Origin of the sequence: Pseudomonas baetica (genome assembly GCF_019733355.1) — a bacterium.
Lineage (GTDB): Bacteria > Pseudomonadota > Gammaproteobacteria > Pseudomonadales > Pseudomonadaceae > Aquipseudomonas > Aquipseudomonas baetica_A.
This window is the reverse complement of the sequence record NZ_JAIHLQ010000011.1, coordinates 106517-123992: the sequence shown is the minus strand read 5'-3', so window position 1 is coordinate 123992 and position 17476 is coordinate 106517. Positions and strand designations below refer to the sequence as shown.

Annotated in this window: 13 protein-coding genes; 11 read left to right on the top strand and 2 right to left on the bottom strand. The window is 57.9% G+C overall.

The features are described from left to right. The first annotated feature begins 8 nt into the window (after positions 1-8). From K5E40_RS12560 to K5E40_RS12510, 11 genes are all read left to right on the top strand, one after another. A complete protein-coding gene (locus K5E40_RS12560; RefSeq protein ID WP_221731019.1) occupies positions 9-1001 on the top strand; it encodes a D-cysteine desulfhydrase in 993 nt (330 codons plus the stop codon). Positions 1002-1237: 236 nt separating this feature from the next. Next, a complete protein-coding gene (gene tcyJ, locus K5E40_RS12555; protein WP_221731018.1) occupies positions 1238-2038 on the top strand; it encodes a cystine ABC transporter substrate-binding protein in 801 nt (266 codons plus the stop codon). Further along, positions 2038-2703: a cystine ABC transporter permease gene (tcyL, locus tag K5E40_RS12550; RefSeq protein ID WP_221731017.1), complete on the top strand. Its 666-nt coding sequence runs from the start codon at positions 2038-2040 to the stop codon at positions 2701-2703. Before tcyJ ends, tcyL begins: the two co-directional genes overlap by 1 nt. A gap of 4 nt (positions 2704-2707) precedes the next feature. Further along, positions 2708-3457 (top strand): L-cystine ABC transporter ATP-binding protein TcyN, encoded by a 750-nt coding sequence (gene tcyN, locus K5E40_RS12545; protein ID WP_221731016.1) that lies wholly within the window; start codon positions 2708-2710, stop codon positions 3455-3457. A 471-nt stretch (positions 3458-3928) separates the two neighbouring features. After that, a complete protein-coding gene (locus tag K5E40_RS12540; protein WP_221731015.1) occupies positions 3929-4693 on the top strand; it encodes a hypothetical protein in 765 nt (254 codons plus the stop codon). A 267-nt stretch (positions 4694-4960) separates the two neighbouring features. Beyond that, positions 4961-6202 (top strand): SfnB family sulfur acquisition oxidoreductase, encoded by a 1242-nt coding sequence (locus K5E40_RS12535; RefSeq protein WP_221731014.1) that lies wholly within the window; start codon positions 4961-4963, stop codon positions 6200-6202. 36 nt (positions 6203-6238) lie between these two features. Further along, the gene (locus tag K5E40_RS12530) at positions 6239-7432 is read left to right on the top strand and encodes an SfnB family sulfur acquisition oxidoreductase (RefSeq protein ID WP_221731013.1); all 1194 of its coding nucleotides are present in this window, start codon (positions 6239-6241) and stop codon (positions 7430-7432) included. Beyond that, positions 7432-8790, top strand: coding sequence for an LLM class flavin-dependent oxidoreductase (locus tag K5E40_RS12525; protein ID WP_221731012.1), 1359 nt, complete (start codon positions 7432-7434; stop codon positions 8788-8790). The genes K5E40_RS12530 and K5E40_RS12525 overlap by 1 nt, the downstream gene beginning before the upstream one ends. A 125-nt stretch (positions 8791-8915) precedes the next feature. Continuing rightward, positions 8916-9725: a MetQ/NlpA family ABC transporter substrate-binding protein gene (locus K5E40_RS12520; protein ID WP_221731011.1), complete on the top strand. Its 810-nt coding sequence runs from the start codon at positions 8916-8918 to the stop codon at positions 9723-9725. Between the two features lie 2 nt (positions 9726-9727). Next, positions 9728-10852, top strand: coding sequence for a methionine ABC transporter ATP-binding protein (locus K5E40_RS12515; RefSeq protein ID WP_221731010.1), 1125 nt, complete (start codon positions 9728-9730; stop codon positions 10850-10852). After that, positions 10842-11486 (top strand): methionine ABC transporter permease, encoded by a 645-nt coding sequence (locus K5E40_RS12510; RefSeq protein ID WP_221731009.1) that lies wholly within the window; start codon positions 10842-10844, stop codon positions 11484-11486. Before K5E40_RS12515 ends, K5E40_RS12510 begins: the two co-directional genes overlap by 11 nt. Positions 11487-11580: 94 nt before the next feature. On the opposite strand, the gene K5E40_RS12505 is transcribed toward K5E40_RS12510, so the two are convergent. Then, positions 11581-14400 (bottom strand): RHS repeat domain-containing protein, encoded by a 2820-nt coding sequence (locus K5E40_RS12505; RefSeq protein ID WP_221731008.1) that lies wholly within the window; start codon positions 14398-14400, stop codon positions 11581-11583. Positions 14401-14616: 216 nt separating this feature from the next. Continuing rightward, positions 14617-17424 (bottom strand): RHS repeat domain-containing protein, encoded by a 2808-nt coding sequence (locus K5E40_RS12500; RefSeq protein WP_221731007.1) that lies wholly within the window; start codon positions 17422-17424, stop codon positions 14617-14619. Between the last annotated feature and the right edge of the window lie 52 nt (positions 17425-17476).

Sequence of the window (17476 nt, the reverse complement as noted above, 5' to 3'; positions counted from 1 at the left end):
ACGCAACCATGATTAAACAACAGCTGGATCGCTTTACTCGCCTGGAACTGCTTGGCCAACCGACCCCACTGGAAAAACTTGAGCGCCTGTCCACCTGGCTCGGCCGCGACGTGTACATCAAACGCGATGACCTGACGCCACTGGCCATGGGCGGCAACAAGCTGCGCAAACTCGAGTACCTCGCCGCCGACGCCCTCGCCCAGGGCGCCGATACGCTGATCACCGCCGGTGCGCTGCAATCGAACCACGTTCGCCAGACGGCGGCGCTGGCCGCCAAACTCGGCCTGAGTTGCGTGGCGCTGCTGGAAAATCCGCTGGGCACCGAAGACAGCAACTACACCGGCAATGGCAATCGCTTGCTGCTGGATCTGTTCGACACCAAGGTCGAGCTGGTCGACAACCTCGACAACGCCGACGAACAACTCGCCGCCCTCGCCGTGCGTCTGCGCAGCAACGGAAAAAAACCGTATCTGGTGCCGATTGGCGGCTCCAACGCCCTCGGCGCATTGGGTTATGTGCGTGCCGGGCTTGAGCTGGCCGAGCAGATCAAGGACACCGGGCTCGACTTCGCTGCCGTGGTACTGGCGTCGGGTAGCGCCGGGACCCACAGCGGCCTGGCGCTGGCGTTGAGTGAGGCGTTGCCGCAATTGCCGGTGATCGGCGTGACCGTGTCGCGCACTGAAGAAGATCAGCGCCCGAAAGTGCAGGGGCTGGCGCAACGTACTGCTGAGCTGCTCGGTGTTGAGCTGCCGGCCAGCTTCAAGGTCGAGTTGTGGGACGAATATTTCGGCCCGCGTTATGGCGAACCCAATGCCGGGACGCTGGCAGCGGTTAAGTTACTGGCGAGTCAGGAAGCGGTGTTGCTCGACCCGGTATACACCGGCAAGGCCATGGCCGGGTTGCTCGATGGCATCGGCCGGCAGCGCTTCGAAGAAGGCCCGATCATCTTCCTGCATACCGGCGGGGCGCCGGCGTTGTTTGCCTACAAGGATTTCTTGTAAGCGGAAGACGAGACCGTTCCCACGCAGAGCGTGGGAAGGTTTTTATATTCAAATAAGGAATATCAATTTAAATATTAAGTATTTTCAAGTCTAACGAAGTCGTCATATAGTCTCGCCGCAGGCGAATTTCGCGCGAGACGCTTAAGCTGCTTTAAGGCAGGATAGCGCTGTCGTCCAATTCCCGAATTCGCCAACTTTCCTTAAGCGTCTTCCATAAGAAAACACAGGGGCTTGTCATGAATTTTTCCGCACTACGTCGCAATCTGCTGGTCGGTTCGCTGGGCCTGGCGCTGAGCGCCGGTCTGATCAGCCAAGCGGTTGCCGGTGAGCAACTGCAACAGATCAAGGACAAAGGCGTAATCAACGTCGGCCTGGAAGGCACTTACCCACCGTTCAGCTTCGTCGATGCCGACGGCAAGCTGTCCGGTTTCGAAGTCGAGCTCTCCGAAGCGCTGGCGCAGAAACTGGGCGTCAAAGCCAAGATTCAGCCGACCAAGTGGGACGGTATTCTCGCGGCTCTGGAATCCAAGCGCCTGGACATAGTGGTCAACCAAGTGACCATCTCCGAGGACCGCAAGAAGAAGTATGACTTCTCCGAACCGTACACCATCTCCGGGATTCAGGCGTTGGTGCTCAAAAGCAAAGAAGCCGCGCTGAACATCAAGACCGCTGCTGACCTGTCCGGCAAGAAAGTCGGCGTAGGTCTGGGCACCAACTACGAACAGTGGGTTCGCGCCAACGTGCCTGGCGCTGACGTGCGCACCTACGATGATGATCCGACCAAGTTCGCCGACCTGAACAACGGCCGTACCGACGCTATCCTGATCGACCGCCTGGCCGCGCTTGAATACGCCAAGAAAGCCCCGAAAACCGTGGCGGCCGGTCAAGCGTTCTCCCGTCAGGAGTCCGGCATTGCCTTGCGTAAAGGTGAACCGGAACTGCTGGCTGCCGTGAACAAAGCCCTCGACGAGCTGCGTGCCGACGGCACTCTGGCCAAGATCTCGGAAAAATACTTCCAAGCTGACGTCACTCAATAATGGAAGAAGCTTTCCAACTCGCACTCGACTCCGCGCCCTTCCTGCTCAAGGGCGCGTACTACACGGTCGTCCTCAGCCTTGGCGGGATGTTTTTCGGCCTGCTGCTGGGCTTTGGCCTGGCGTTGATGCGTCTGTCGCGGTTCAAATCTGTCAACTGGCTGGCCCGCATCTACGTGTCGTTCTTTCGCGGCACGCCGTTGCTGGTGCAACTGTTCGTGATCTATTACGGCTTGCCGCAAATAGGTCTGGAACTCGACCCGCTGCCGGCCGCGCTGATCGGCTTCTCGCTGAACATGGCCGCTTACGCCTGTGAAATCCTGCGCGCGGCGATCGGTTCGATCGAACGTGGCCAGTGGGAAGCTGCGGCGAGTATCGGTATGACCCGCGCGCAGACTTTGCGCCGGGCCATCCTGCCACAAGCGATGCGAACGGCATTGCCGCCGTTGGGCAACAGCTTCATTTCGCTGGTCAAGGACACCGCGCTGGCCGCCACTATCCAGGTGCCGGAACTGTTCCGTCAGGCGCAGTTGATCACCGCCCGGACTTTCGAAGTCTTCACCATGTATCTTGCCGCCGCACTGATCTACTGGATTCTGGCCACAGTGCTCTCGCACTTGCAGAACAAGTTGGAAGAGCGGGTCAATCGGCACGACCAGGAGTCCTGACCCCATGATTGTCGTGGAAAAACTGACCAAGCAATTCAAGCATCAAGTCGTGCTCAACGGCATCGATCTTGAGGTCAAGGAAGGCGAGGTCGTGGCAATCATCGGCCCCAGCGGCTCGGGTAAAACCACGTTCCTGCGCTGCCTGAACTTCCTTGAACAACCCACCAGCGGCCGGATCAAGGTCGGCGATATCGAAATCGATACCCGCCGCCCGCTGAACCAGCAGCAAAGCCTGGTGCGCAATCTGCGCCAGCATGTGGGTTTCGTGTTCCAGAACTTCAACCTGTTCCCCCATCGCACCGCCCTGGAAAACGTCATCGAAGGCCCGGTCGTGGTCAAGAAGATGCCGCGCGAGCAGGCCATTGCCCTGGGCATGAAACTGTTGGCCAAGGTCGGCCTAGCCGGTAAGGAAGACGCTTATCCGCGTCGTCTCTCCGGTGGGCAGCAACAGCGCGTGGCGATTGCCCGGGCGCTGGCAATGGAGCCGGAAGTGATCCTGTTCGACGAGCCGACGTCGGCCCTTGATCCGGAACTGGTGGGCGAAGTACTGGCGACTATCCGCGGCCTCGCCGAGGAGAAACGCACCATGGTCATCGTGACCCACGAAATGGGCTTCGCCCGCGACGTGGCCAACCGCGTGGTGTTTTTCGACAAAGGCGTGATCGTCGAACAAGGTGAAGCCAAGGCGTTGTTTGCCGATCCCAAAGAAGAGCGCACTCAACAGTTTCTCAGCAAGTTTTTGAATCACACCTGAAAACTTTTGCTGGGCGAGACGTCAACTTCCACGGATGGAAGTTACCTTTTCCGCGATATAAAACACGCCTGAATATATACAACCTGCCTACAACTGATGCGGTACATATATAGGTTCTGCAACCGCTCATACGTGTATAAAATCCGCCCCGCCTTTCATCACAGCTACCAAATAACGCTGCGCCAAAACTGGCAAAAAGCCCGGAGTTCTGTGGTCTAGTTCGCCATACACCCTAGGCACACGGCCTCAACAACGTAGGAACATTCTGATTAATTCGTAATTCTTTGATTAACTAACGCCGTCTATTGACACCCCTTCCCGCACACTCTTATCTAGTCGCCAACCGGCGCTACTTAGTTAAATCAACCTGCATTAACTTGAACATCAGTTCACCGCTTTATTGCTTGTTGATTCACGCCTTTTGTTCTTTCAGAAACGGACTTCGCTGCAAGGCTTCAAGGAGAGAAATCGATGACTCGCACTTCGCATACCCCCGAACTGGCAGCGCCGACCCTGGCGTCAGCGCAAAAAAACGGCATCAATCTGGCCGCAGCCGCTCATCTGTTGATCGAGGTGTCGCCCTACCCCGACATGGACTGTGGCGACCTGATCGAACTGTTCTGGAACAAATGCTATGTCGCCTCCAAGGTGCTGACGACCGAGGACGTTGGCGCGACAGTCAACCTGCGGGTGCCGGAGAGTTTTATTGCCAATGGCACCGCCCGCATCCACTACCGGGTGATGCAGGTCGGCCAAGGCCCGGCGCTGTCGGCGGCAAGCCGCGTGCAGGTCAAGCTCGATTGCCCGGGCGGCCAACCGTCGGCATTGTGCGGTGACGAAAACCAGCAACTGGCGCCGGTGACGATCCCTGACACCATTCGCCGCCAAGGCGTGAATCCGAACCAGATCAAACGCGGTGTGCCGCTGACCATCGAGCCTTACGCGAACATGGCCGAGGATGACGCCATTACTTTGCGCTGGGGTGATGTACGCATGGATCTGGCGCCCATCACGGCAGCGGATGTCGGCCTGCCGATTCAGGTCTGGGTGCCGCCGGCAGTGATTGTCGAAGCCGGCGAGGATCTGCGCCTGGACGTGACCTATTGCATCCTCGACCGGGTCGGCAACAACTCGCGCTGGGCGCCGCCAAGGGCGCTGAAGATCGGTTGCGTGAATCCTTATCTGAAAGTGCCGTTGAAGCCAACATGCAAGGCGGCTGAATCCCACAAAGAGTAAAGCCCGATGCGGGGTGAGGAGCCATGGCCCCTCACCGCAAAACGCTTGAGCATCCAGACCATCACGCCTTCATATGCATATTCCTAAAAGTTAGTTTATTTAATTTTTATACACGCTTAGGGTATATGAACCGGACCACCGGACATTCTTTCGTTCGCCGCACTTCGCGGCGTTATTCATGAGATGTGAGGTAGGTCGTATGGTCCGGAACACAATCACCCCAGTGCAGATCGCCAGGGCATTGCGTGCAGCCAGGGAGTGGCACTGATGTCCAGTCTGGCAGACGCAAACGTCCAGTCTGATCTGGACATCGCCCCCTTGTTGTTGCCCGCACAAGTCTTGCGCAACGACGCCCAAGCCATCGAGGCCGCGCATGAGCTGGCGCAAGTCGCGCTCGTGCAAGCCGCCAAGCGTGACCGTCAGCGCCAGTTGCCGTGGTCACCAATCGAACAGTTCACCCGCAGCGGCCTGGGCAGTATTGCCATCCCGCGCCAGTACGGTGGCCCGCAGGTTTCGTTCGTCACACTGGCCGAAGTGTTCGCGATCATTTCCGCCGCCGACCCGGCGTTGGGACAGATCCCGCAGAACCAGTTCGGCATCATCCATCTGCTGCTCGGCAGTGCCACCGATGCGCAAAAACAACAGCTGTTCCAGAGTGTTCTCGAAGGCTGGCGCATCGGCAATGGCGGCCCTGAGCGTGGCACCAAAAACACCCTCGAATTGAAAGCGCGAATCACCGCCGACGGCGACGATTACCTGCTCAATGGCCAGAAGTTCTATTCCACTGGCGCGCTGTTTGCGCACTGGGTCGCGGTCAAAGCGCTGAACGATGATGGCAAGCAAGTGCTGGCTTTCGTTCGCCGTGGCACGCCAGGTCTGCGCATTATTGATGACTGGTCGGGCTTCGGTCAGCGCACCACCGCCAGCGGCACAATCGTGCTGAACAACGTGCGCATCGAAGCGGGTCTTGTCGTTGATAACTGGAAGATCAACGAAACCCCAAACACCCAAGGCGCAGTCTCGCAATTGATTCAGGCGGCGATCGACGCCGGCATTGCCCGTGGCGCTATCGACGACGCCATCGAATTCGTCAAAACCCGTTCGCGACCATGGATCGACGCCAAGGTCGAACGCGCCAGCGATGACCTCTACGTGATCGCCGACATCGGCAAACTGAAAATCGAACTGCACGCCGCCCAAGCGTTGCTGCGCAAGGCCGGGCAAGTGCTCGATCAAGTGCACGCCGCGCCGATAACGGCCGAGTCCGCCGCCCGCGCTTCAATTGCCGTGGCCGAAGCGAAAGTGCTGACCACCGAAATCTCGCTGCTGGCCAGCGAAAAGCTCTTCGAACTGGCCGGCAGCCGCGCGACCCTCGCCGAATTCAACCTCGACCGTCACTGGCGCAATGCCCGGGTGCACACCCTGCACGACCCGGTGCGCTGGAAATATCACGCGGTCGGCGCCTATCGCCTGAACGGCACGTTGCCGGCTCGTCATTCCTGGATTTAACGACCGCACACTTTCTCAAGAGCCTTGGAGAAACCTATGCCTTTTTCTCATCCCGTCGCGGTCATCACCAGCGATGAGCAAGCCCTGATCATCGCCAGCGACCTGGCCGAAGATTTCAAACGCGACAGCGCCGTGCGGGACCGTGAGCGGCGACTGCCGCTGCCGGAACTCGACGTGTTTTCCCGCTCCGGCCTGTGGGGCATCAGCGTGCCGAAAGAATACGGCGGCGCCGGTGTGTGCAACGTGACGCTGGCCAAAGTCATCGCCCTGATCGCTCAGGCAGACGGCTCTCTCGGGCAGATTCCGCAGAACCATTTCTACGCCCTCGAAGTGCTGCGAGTGAACGGCTGCCACGAACAGAAACAACGCTTGTACGCCGAGGTTTTAGCCGGTCAGCGCTTCGGCAATGCGCTGGCGGAACTGGGCACCAAAACCGCCCACCATCGCGTCAGCAGCCTCAAGCGTGAAGGCGATGGCTATCGCATCAATGGCCGCAAGTTCTATGCGACCGGCGCGATTTACGCGCAACGCATCCCGACGTCCGTCGTCGATGAAAACGGCGTGCAGCAACTGGCCTTCGTCCCTCGCGACAGCCAAGGCCTGAGCGTGATCGACGACTGGAGCGGCTTCGGCCAGCGCACCACCGGCAGCGGTTCGGTGCGCTTCGAAGACGTGTATGTCGCCGCCGAAGACGTGATCCCGTTCCAGAGCGCCTTCGAACGTCCGACCACCGTCGGTCCGCTGGCGCAGATTCTTCACGCCGCTATCGACACCGGCATCGCCCGCGCCGCTTACGAAGATGCGTTGCACTTTGTGCGTAGCAAGACGCGCCCATGGATCGACGCCGGCAACGACAACGCCACCGAAGACCCGCTGACGTTGAAGAGCTTCGGCCACTTGAGCATTCGCCTGCACGCCACCGAGGCGCTGCTGGAACGCGCCGGTGAATTCCTCGACAAGGCTCAGGCCCAGACCAACGCCGAAACGGTCGCGGCCGCCTCGATTGCCGTCGCCGAAGCACGGGCGATCAGCACAGAAATCTCCCTCGCCGCCGGCAGCACCTTGTTCGAACTGGCCGGCAGTCAGGCCACCCTGATCGAGCACGGTCTCGACCGCCACTGGCGCAACGCCCGCGTGCATACCCTGCACGACCCGGTGCGCTGGAAGTACCACGCAGTGGGCAATTACTACCTCAACGATGAAAACCCGCCACTGCGGGGGACCCTCTGATGACTGCAGCGAAAAAGAAGATCCTGCTCAATGCGTTCAACATGAACTGCATCGGCCACATCAACCACGGTTTGTGGACGCATCCGCGCGATACCTCAACGCGCTACAACACCATTGAATACTGGACCGAACTGGCGCAGTTGCTGGAGCGCGGACTGTTTGACGGCTTGTTCATCGCCGACATCGTCGGCGTGTACGACGTCTATCAAGGCTCGGTGGATGTCACCCTGAAAGAGTCGATCCAGTTGCCGGTCAACGATCCGTTGCTGCTGGTATCGGCGATGGCGGCGGTCACCAAAAACCTCGGTTTCGGCCTGACCGCCAACCTCACCTATGAGCCGCCGTATCTGTTCGCCCGACGCCTGTCGACACTCGATCATTTGAGCCGTGGTCGCGTCGGTTGGAACATCGTCACCGGTTACCTCGACAGCGCCGCAAAAGCCATGGGCCTGCGCGAGCAGGTCGAGCATGACCGTCGTTACGATCAGGCCGACGAGTACCTGGAAGTCCTCTACAAACTCTGGGAAGGCAGTTGGGAAAACGGCGCGGTACTCAATGATCGCGAGCAGCGGATCTACGCCCAACCGGAGAAAGTGCACAAGGTCGAGCACAAGGGCGAGTTCTATCAGGTCGAGGGTTATCACCTCTGCGAGCCGTCGCCGCAACGCACGCCGGTGCTGTTTCAGGCGGGCAGTTCCGAGCGTGGATTGTTGTTCGCCGGGCGCCATGCCGAGTGCGTGTTCATCAGCGGCCAGAACAAACCGTCGACCAAGGTGCAAGTGGACAAGGTCCGCGCCAGTGCCGTCGAGGCCGGGCGCAATCCCGAAGACATCAAGGTGTTCATGGGCCTCAACGTCATCGTCGGCGAAACCGAAGAAGCGGCGTGGGCCAAGCACGCCGAGTACCTGAGCTACGCCAGTGCCGAGGCTGGGGTGGCACATTTTTCGGCGTCCACCGGCGTCGACTTTTCCCGGTACGCGATCGACGAACCGATCCAGTACGTGAAGAGCAACGCCATTCAGTCCGCGACCAAGACCCTGCAAAACAACGACTGGACCCGGCGCAAATTGCTCGACCAGCACGCCCTCGGTGGCCGCTACATCACCGTGGTCGGCTCGCCTGCGCAAGTGGCGGATGAGCTGCAATCGTGGATCACCGAAACCGGGTTGGACGGCTTCAACCTGACCCGCCTCGTCACCCCTGAAAGTTATGTCGATTTCATTGAGTTGGTGATCCCGGAGTTGCAGCGACGCGGGTCGTACAAGACCGCGTATGACCACGGCAGCCTGCGGGAAAAACTGTTTCACGGAGCGGCGCAGTTGCCTGAGCAACACATCGGATCTTCGTACCGCCGCTAAAAGCTTCGCTGGCAAGCCAGCTCCCACAAGGGTCTGTGGCGTTCACAAAACCTGTGGGAGCTGGCTTGCCAGCGATGAGGCCCGACCAGACACCACACACTTCATGCACTGACTGGAAAACCACCATGACCCAGAAACTTCTGTCCCACCCAGTCAAAGCACTGGCCCTGGCCCTCGGCCTGTTCAGCTCGGCGGTCTTCGCCGCTGACGCCCCGCTGAAAATCGGCACCACCGCCGCCTTCACCATTCCCCTGGAAGCCGCCGTCGAAGAGGCCTCCAAACAAGGTCTGACCGTTGAATTGGTGGAGTTCACCGACTGGATCGCGCCCAATGTCAGCCTCGCCGCCGGCGACATCGACGTGAATTACTTCCAGCACATCCCGTTCCTCGAAAACGCCAAAGCCGCTGCCGGTTTTGATCTGGTGCCGTTCGCCCCGGGGATCATCAACAACGTCGGTCTCTACTCGAAGAAATACAAAAGCTTCGACGAGTTGCCCGAAGGCGCCAGCGTCGCCATCGCCAACGACCCGATCAACAGCGGGCGCGGCCTGCAACTGCTGGCCAAGGCGGGGTTGATCACGCTGAAACCGGGCGTCGGCTACAAGGCCACCGAAGACGACATCGTCGCCAATCCAAAGAACATCAAAATCCTTCAGGTCGAAGCCGTGCAACTGGTGCGCGCCTATGACGACGCCGATCTGGTGCAGGGCTACCCGGCCTATATTCGTCTGGCCAAGACCTTCGATGCCGGCTCCGCATTGCTGTTCGACGGCCTCGATCACAAGGAATACGTGATCCAGTTCGTGATCCAGCCGAAGAGCAAAACCGATCCACGCCTGATCAAATTCGTCGACATTTACCAGCACTCGCCAGCGGTTCGCGCGGCGCTGGATAAGGCCCACGGCAAGCTGTATCAGGCCGGTTGGGAAAGCTGAGCATGACGACTGCAATTCAACGGCGACTGGAGGTTCCAGAGCCACAGCACTTTGCTGAACGCACCGAACTGCATCCCGACTTGAACCGCGCCCATGTGCGTTTCATTGGCCTCGGTAAAACCTACAACGGCCGACAAGGCCCGGTCGCCGCCCTGCAAGGCATCGATCTGGCCATCCAGCGCGGCGAGGTGTTCGGCATCATTGGCCGTAGCGGCGCGGGCAAGTCGTCACTGATCCGCACGATCAATCGTCTGGAACAACCGACCTCGGGCCGGGTGCTGATCGATCAGGTGGACATCGGCGAATTCGACGAGGACCGTCTGGTCGCCCTGCGCCGTCGGATCGGCATGATCTTCCAGCACTTCAATCTGATGCCAGCCAAAACCGTTTGGCAGAACGTCGAACTGCCGCTGAAAGTGGCTGGGGTGCCGAAAGAACAGCGCGAGAAAAAGGTTCGCGAACTGCTTGAACTGGTCGGTCTGCAAGCCAAACACAAGGCCTATCCGGCACAGCTTTCCGGCGGCCAGAAACAGCGCGTCGGCATCGCCCGCGCCTTGGTTCACGACCCGGACATTCTGCTCTGCGACGAAGCCACTTCGGCACTCGACCCGGAGACCACGCAGTCGATCCTCGGCCTGCTGCGCGAGATCAATAAACGTCTGGGCCTGACCATCGTGCTGATCACTCATGGGATGGCGGTGATCCGCGAAATCTGCGACCGCGTCGTGGTGCTGGAGCACGGGCGGATCGTCGAGCAAGGCCCGGTCTGGGAAGTGTTCGGCGACCCGCAGCACGCGGTCAGCCAGACGTTGCTCGCACCGCTGCAACACGCTTTGCCACAAGAATTGCAGAGCCGATTGCACACGCTACCGCCCTCGCCGGGAGCCGCTGTGGTGCTGCGTTTGCAGTTCACTGGGGCGGCCGGCGATGAGCCGGACCTGGCGGCTTTGTTCGCCGCACTCGAAGGCCGGGTGAAATTGCTTCAGGGCGGTGTGGAACGGATTCAGGGCCACGCGCTGGGGCAACTGCTGCTGTCCGTCAGTGGATCATCGCTGAGCACCGAGCAGTTGCGTCAACGCGCGAGTGATTGGGCGCAACGGGTGGAGGTGTCGGGTTATGTGGTTTGAACGCTTGCTACAGGGGTTGATCGACACGTTTGTGATGGTCGGTGTGTCGTCGCTGATCGCCCTGCTGGTGGGGATTCCCATGGCGGTGATTCTGGTCACCAGCGACAAGGGCGGGATCTACCAGGCGCCGGTGCTGAATCGCGCATTGGGCGCATTCGTGAACCTGTTCCGCTCGATCCCGTTTCTGATCCTGATGGTCGCGCTGATTCCGTTTACCCGGTTGATCGTCGGCACCACCTACGGCGTGTGGGCGGCGGTGGTGCCGCTGACGATTGCGGCGACGCCGTTCTTTGCGCGGATTGCCGAAGTCAGCCTGCGCGAAGTCGATCACGGTCTGATCGAAGCCGCGCAAGCCATGGGCTGCCGGCGCTGGCACATCGTCTGGCATGTGCTGTTGCCCGAAGCGCTGCCGGGAATTGTCGGCGGCTTCACCATCACCTTGGTGACGATGATCAACTCCTCGGCCATGGCCGGGGCGATTGGTGCCGGTGGCCTGGGCGACATTGCTTATCGCTACGGCTATCAGCGTTTTGACAGCCAGATCATGTTGACCGTGATTGTGTTGCTGGTGGCGTTGGTGGCGGTGATTCAGCTGGGTGGCGATCGGTTGGCGCGGGGGTTGAACAAGCGTTGAGTGGGTTGTTCTTGTTCATTGTGGCTTGGGGTACACCCCCCAAGTCACTCAACCTTTTGTTGGAGTGTAGCTATCGAGTCACCCGCATCGAATTTCAACCATAAAGCAAATTGTTGAATAAATTGTTATCTTCCTGCCTGGATCGATACAGATCACTCATACTTTTTGCTGCGAAAACAAGACTATCCGCGTTATTAGCCGCCATTTCCGCACGCAGATGAGGAGCCTGATTAAACATTTCAATCGACGTTTCAAGATCCAATATATCCGGCATCCCCATATAGTTACCAACCGACGTAATGAAATCACGATGAGACGCCGTGTACTGCTGTAAAAAAACAAGATTCAAACCGCCGTGCATGATGGCTTCGGACAGACCTCGAGCGGGCAAATCATATTGCATCACTGGGTAATTCAAAAGCTCCGGCGAATTAGAGTTCAGGTAGAAGTTATCTACCGCACCAGGCCCGACCGCTCTAACCCGGTTAACCCTGTTCAAGTGCATTAATTCATGCCCCAACACCATACCCGAGCTGCCATTAACTCTGTCTAGATTAATAGCAATACGCCCATAAAAATCGTCAGGTCTAACCTCTGCACTTGAGTGCCTCGCTGTTCCTGGGCCCGCTATAAAAACTAAAAACTTTCCTCTCGCCGCTGGCCTACTGTAGGCATTAGCCAGCTCCCTTCCACGCGTCCAAATTCCCGGAAGCCTGCTTTCTACCGCGCTGTATTGCGGACCAAAGTAACTCTGCAAGATTCCTGAAGTTTCTGCATACCCTTGCGTTAACACATAAGTTGCCTCTGCGAAAACCTGCTCCACTTCAGCCAACTGCGAGCTTATTACAGACGCTTGGTCCATAGGAAACGCATCAAGTCCTCGTGCAACAATCAGTTTCTCCGAGTCGATGAGTGCCGTTTCCACAGAATCATCTTTACCTTCGTAAAAAAACCTCCCATCCACGTCTTTCCTAGCGACAGGATTATTTGCAACAAAACAGAAAATGTTCAAACCATTGATTTCTCCAGCTGGATCCGGACTAATCCAGCGCTGCAACCATGGTGCGTAATACCGATGTCCATAGTAATAGAGCCCGGTCGCATCCTTCTCCTTGCCCGAATAACGAATGGTTTTGTCATTCGCCACCCATGCACTTTTACCCGCCCAGCACGCCGTACCGCCAAAGGGATAATAGTGTTCCTGCGTTAGCACAGTCGCTTGTTCATTCAGTTCCAATGTGCTGGAACCGAGATGATCGCTGAGGCTGTACCTCTGTTGGTCGACGTAATTACCTTCGGGCCAGTGCAACACTCGAACGCTGCAACGTCCGGCTTCGACGCGGACGACATGGCGTACTTCGCCACTGGCCTGTCGATGGATTTCCAGGCCAGGGAGATAACGGATTTCACTGTGCAAAGTCCGGCGATTGGATTGGCTGAAAATTGCCTTGCGCAGCCGATGGCCTGGTCGGTCATAGGCATACGACTCATAGTCGTCAGCTTCGCCCTCGCGTTTGACCAACGTCACCTGACTCAACTGATTGCGGACGTCCCAGAGCATAGCCTGTCCGCGTTGCAGCTCCAGTTGATTGCCGCAGTCATCAAAGCCCAGCGTTATTTGTGGCTCTCCCGGCAAAGTACCGTCATCCCGTTGCCCCAAACTCCGATTGCTGTGCGCGGAGGTGAACATCGAAAACCCCGGCGCACCACTGTGGTGTCGGGTGATCAGGTTGCCCGCCGTGTCGTAGTCGAATGTCTGGGTGTAGTTGCGCCGTTGATTAGGGTCCAGTGGTGTGGGCAGCAGATCCGGTAACGCCGGGCCATGGCTCGGCTGACTGACTTCCCAGCCCTTGGCCTCAACCAGTTGATACAGGCTGTCATAGCGATAACGGCTGATCGGCTCGATGCGCTGGTGATTGAAGTACGTGACGGCCTGGGTTTTATCTTCCAGGCTGACGATGTTGCCCACCGGATCGTAGGCGTAGTGCACATTCTGCAATGGAGATTGCTCGCCGAGACCGGCGATCAGGCTGAGCAACCGGCCGTCATCAGGGCTGTATTCAGCGCGGCTGACGACGCCGTTTCCGGCGGCCTCTCGTTCGATCTGTTCTTGAGCGTTGTATTGGATATCACTGACCAAGCACTTGGCTTGCATGGTTTCACCGGCCTGCAGCAGCCAGGTCGCGGAAAGTTTGCCCGCCACGTTGTAGTGGCAGGCCTGACTATTGTTCATTGCGTCGGTCTGACGTTGCAGTTCGCCCGTCGGGTAGAAAGCGTGACGGGTCATGTACGACTTTTCTTCAAGATATTCGTCACGGACGTCGGGGTCGGTGGGCCAGTCAGGCAGGTCGAGCGCTGTCAGAAAACGCCGGGATTCGGTCAGCTCGGCACCGGTCAGACCGTAGTCGTTGATGATGCGGTTACCGGCCGGATCGTCATGGCGGATCAGGCGACCGCACTGGTTGTGCTGCGCGAACGCATCGCCGGCAGCGGCATAGGTCAATCGCTCGACCACATGAGATGGCTCGCCACGGGCCTGCTCCTTCAGTGCCACCGGACGCTGCTGTTCGTCGAATTCGGTGTGACGCTGGCTACCTCGTGCATCCCAGAACGAACAGATCAAACCCGCCTGGTTCAGCAAACTCAACTGCCAACCCGCATCGACACTGTCCGTCAGCAAGGCCTGACCGCTCAGCCCATAAGCCGTGGCCAGATTCGGTTTCGGCGCCGTTCCCCACAATCGCGGATCCCACGACGCCACCTGACGTCCAGCCGCATCGAACATTTGCCGAGTGATACGAGCATCGATGCCGGGCTGGTCCGGATGTCGGCAATAGCCAATGCTGCGCAGAATCATCGATCGAGGATCGATGACAGACAGCGTCGGCGTGGCAGTGTCGTGGTGAACAATCATGGTCGGCGGCGTCCGTCATACACATGCGTGAAGACTGAGCGCTTTTGGCTCGCTCCGATACTGTAAGAACTAACAGGTACAGACTCGGCGCCGCCGAATTCAACTCAAAGATCCTCGATCAGGCTGTCGAGCCATGCATATTCAGTTTTCCTTCGATGATTGGTGCCGGTGGCTTGGGAGCTCAAGCCACAAGACGTAGGCAAACAGATTGCTGATTCAACCTACAACACGCACAGGAATGGCATTTTTTTTCAAAAACTGTCGAGTGCTTTGCTGACTGACCACACTGTCCATATCTTGCTGATTCTGAAAAACCAGATCGGTCATATTTTTCCAACTGACGGCGCTATGGGCTTGCCACTCCACATATTCGGGAGGTGACAAGAGACCTTCGTCACTTCCCTCAATAACCCTGTTTAACACTCTCCAAGTCTCAAGTTCCATGTCGTGGAACAAGGGATACAAATTATCAAATGAAGCCAGGTGATTGATTGATGGCTTCAGATCAAAACTATCAACGCCAGTCAACGTCATGTATTGGCGGGACTCATCCGGCAAATAGAATGCCGCCGAGCCATATGCCGATGCTCCTCCAGCGCTGGCTAGGTTCTCAGAAAGCTTCAATGCTCCGTACACAGGTCGCATCTCTCCACTGAATTTTGGATGATCCACAGATCCATACTCTTTGATAATCCTGGAGGGAGAGTGCGCATAGTCGTACATACCCATTTCAAATCCATCTCGCATTTCAGAAGTAAACCCGGGTTCCAATCCCCGCTGCCACATATTTTCGACAACAGTACCCCGTAATTCATTAAGACCTTCGACCGCGAAGTTGATCGTGGGTGTGGCGTTGGCAATAACGCCCACAGCCGCCTCAAGCAATTCTTCGGCAGCGCCCGCGTTGTTTACCCTTGCCAGTTTTTTCAGTCGAACGATGGCAAAGCTTTTGTCCGTCTCTTTGCGGGCCATTATGCTGGGCAGCAAATGCTGTTTGAAGTGAGTTTTTTTAGCTGACTCTGCTTTACTTTCACCTCTTAAAAATTCACTGAGTCCGCGCACCGTTCCTCGCTCGTCAGTGAAAATGACTGGATTGTTCCCTACCATTTTAAATAAGTTAAGGCCGTCAATTTCCCCCAAGGGATCGGCACTGACCCACTGCTGCAACCATGGCGCGTAATACCGATGTCCATAGTAATAGAGCCCGGTCGCATCCCTCTCCTTGCCCGAATAACGAATGGTTTTGTACTTCGCCACCCATGCACTTTTACCCACCCAGCAGGCCGTCCCGCCGAAGGGGTAATAGTGTTCCTGACTCAAGACTCCCGCATCATCATCCAATTCCAGCGTGCTGGAACCCAGGTGATCACTCAGACTGAAGCGCAGTTGATCGCGTTCAGCGCCATCGGGCCAATGCAGCATTCGCACTTGATTACGCCCAGCATCGACACTGATCACATGCCGTTCTTTTCCGTTCGTTTCGCGATGAATCTCAATGCCCGGCAGATAACGCACCTCTGATATCAGGAGTTGCCCGGATGCTTGACTGAAGTACGTTTTACGCAATCGATGACCGGGGCGGTCATAGACATACCGTTCGTAGTCGTCAGCTTCGCCCTCGCGTTTGACCAACGTCACCTGACTCAACTGATTGCGGACGTCCCAGAGCATAGCCTGTCCGCGTTGTAGCTCCAGTTGATTGCCACAGTCATCAAAGCCCAGCGTTATTTGTGGCTCTCCCGGCAAAGTACCGTCATCCCGTTGCCCCAAACTCCGATTGCTGTGCGCGGAGGTGAACATCGAAAACCCCGGCGCACCACTGTGGTGTCGGGTGATCAGGTTGCCCGCCGTGTCGTAGTCGAATGTCTGGGTGTAGTTGCGCCGTTGATTAGGGTCCAGTGGTGTGGGCAGCAGATCCGGTAACGCCGGGCCATGGCTCGGCTGACTGACTTCCCAGCCCTTGGCCTCAACCAGTTGATACAGGCTGTCGTAGCGATAACGGCTGATCGGCTCGATGCGCTGGTGATTGAAGTACGTGACGGCCTGGGTTTTATCTTCCAGGCTGACGATGTTGCCCACCGGATCGTAGGCGTAGTGCACATTCTGCAATGGAGATTGCTCGCCGAGACCGGCGATCAGGCTGAGCAACCGGCCGTCATCAGGGCTGTATTCAGCGCGGCTGACGACGCCGTTTCCGGCGGTCTCACGTTCGATCTGTTCTTGAGCGTTGTATTGGATATCACTGAACAGACACTGCGACGGCTTACCTTCACCGGCCAGTAGAAGCCAGGTCGCGGAGGGTTTGCCCGATACGTTGTAATGAACGGTTTGGGTATTGTTCATTGCGTCGGTCTGACGTTGCAGTTCGCCCGTCGGGTAGAAAGCGTGACGGGTTATGTACGACTTTTCTTCAAGATATTCGTCACGGACGTCGGGCTCGGTGGGCCAGTCAGGCAGGTCGAGCGCTGTCAGAAAACGCCGGGATTCGGTCAGCTCGGCACCAGTCAGACCGTAGTCGTTGATGATGCGGTTACCGGCCGGATCGTCATGGCGGATCAGGCGACCGCACTGGTTGTGCTGCGCAAACGCATCGCCGGCAGCGGCATAGGTCAATCGCTCGACCACACGAGATGGCTCGCCACGGGCCTGCTCCTTCAGTGCCACCGGACGCTGCTGTTCGTCGAATTCGGTGTGACGCTGGCTACCTCGTGCATCCCAGAACGAACAGGTCAAACCCGCCTGGTTCAGCAAACTCAACTGCCAACCCGCATCGACACTGTCCGTCAGCAAGGCCTGACCGCTCAGCCCATAAGCCGTGGCCAGATTCGGTTTCGGCGCCGTTTCCCACAATCGCGGATCCCACGACGCCACCTGACGTCCAGCCGCATCGAACATTTGCCGAGTAATGCGCGGGTCGATGCCGAGCTGTTCCGGATGTCGGCAATAGCCAATGCTGCGCAGAATCATCGATCGAGGATCGATGACAGACAGCGTCGGCGTGGCAGTGTCGTGGTGAACAATCATGGTCGGCGGCGTCCGTCATACACATGCGTGAAGACTGAGCGCTTTTGGCTCG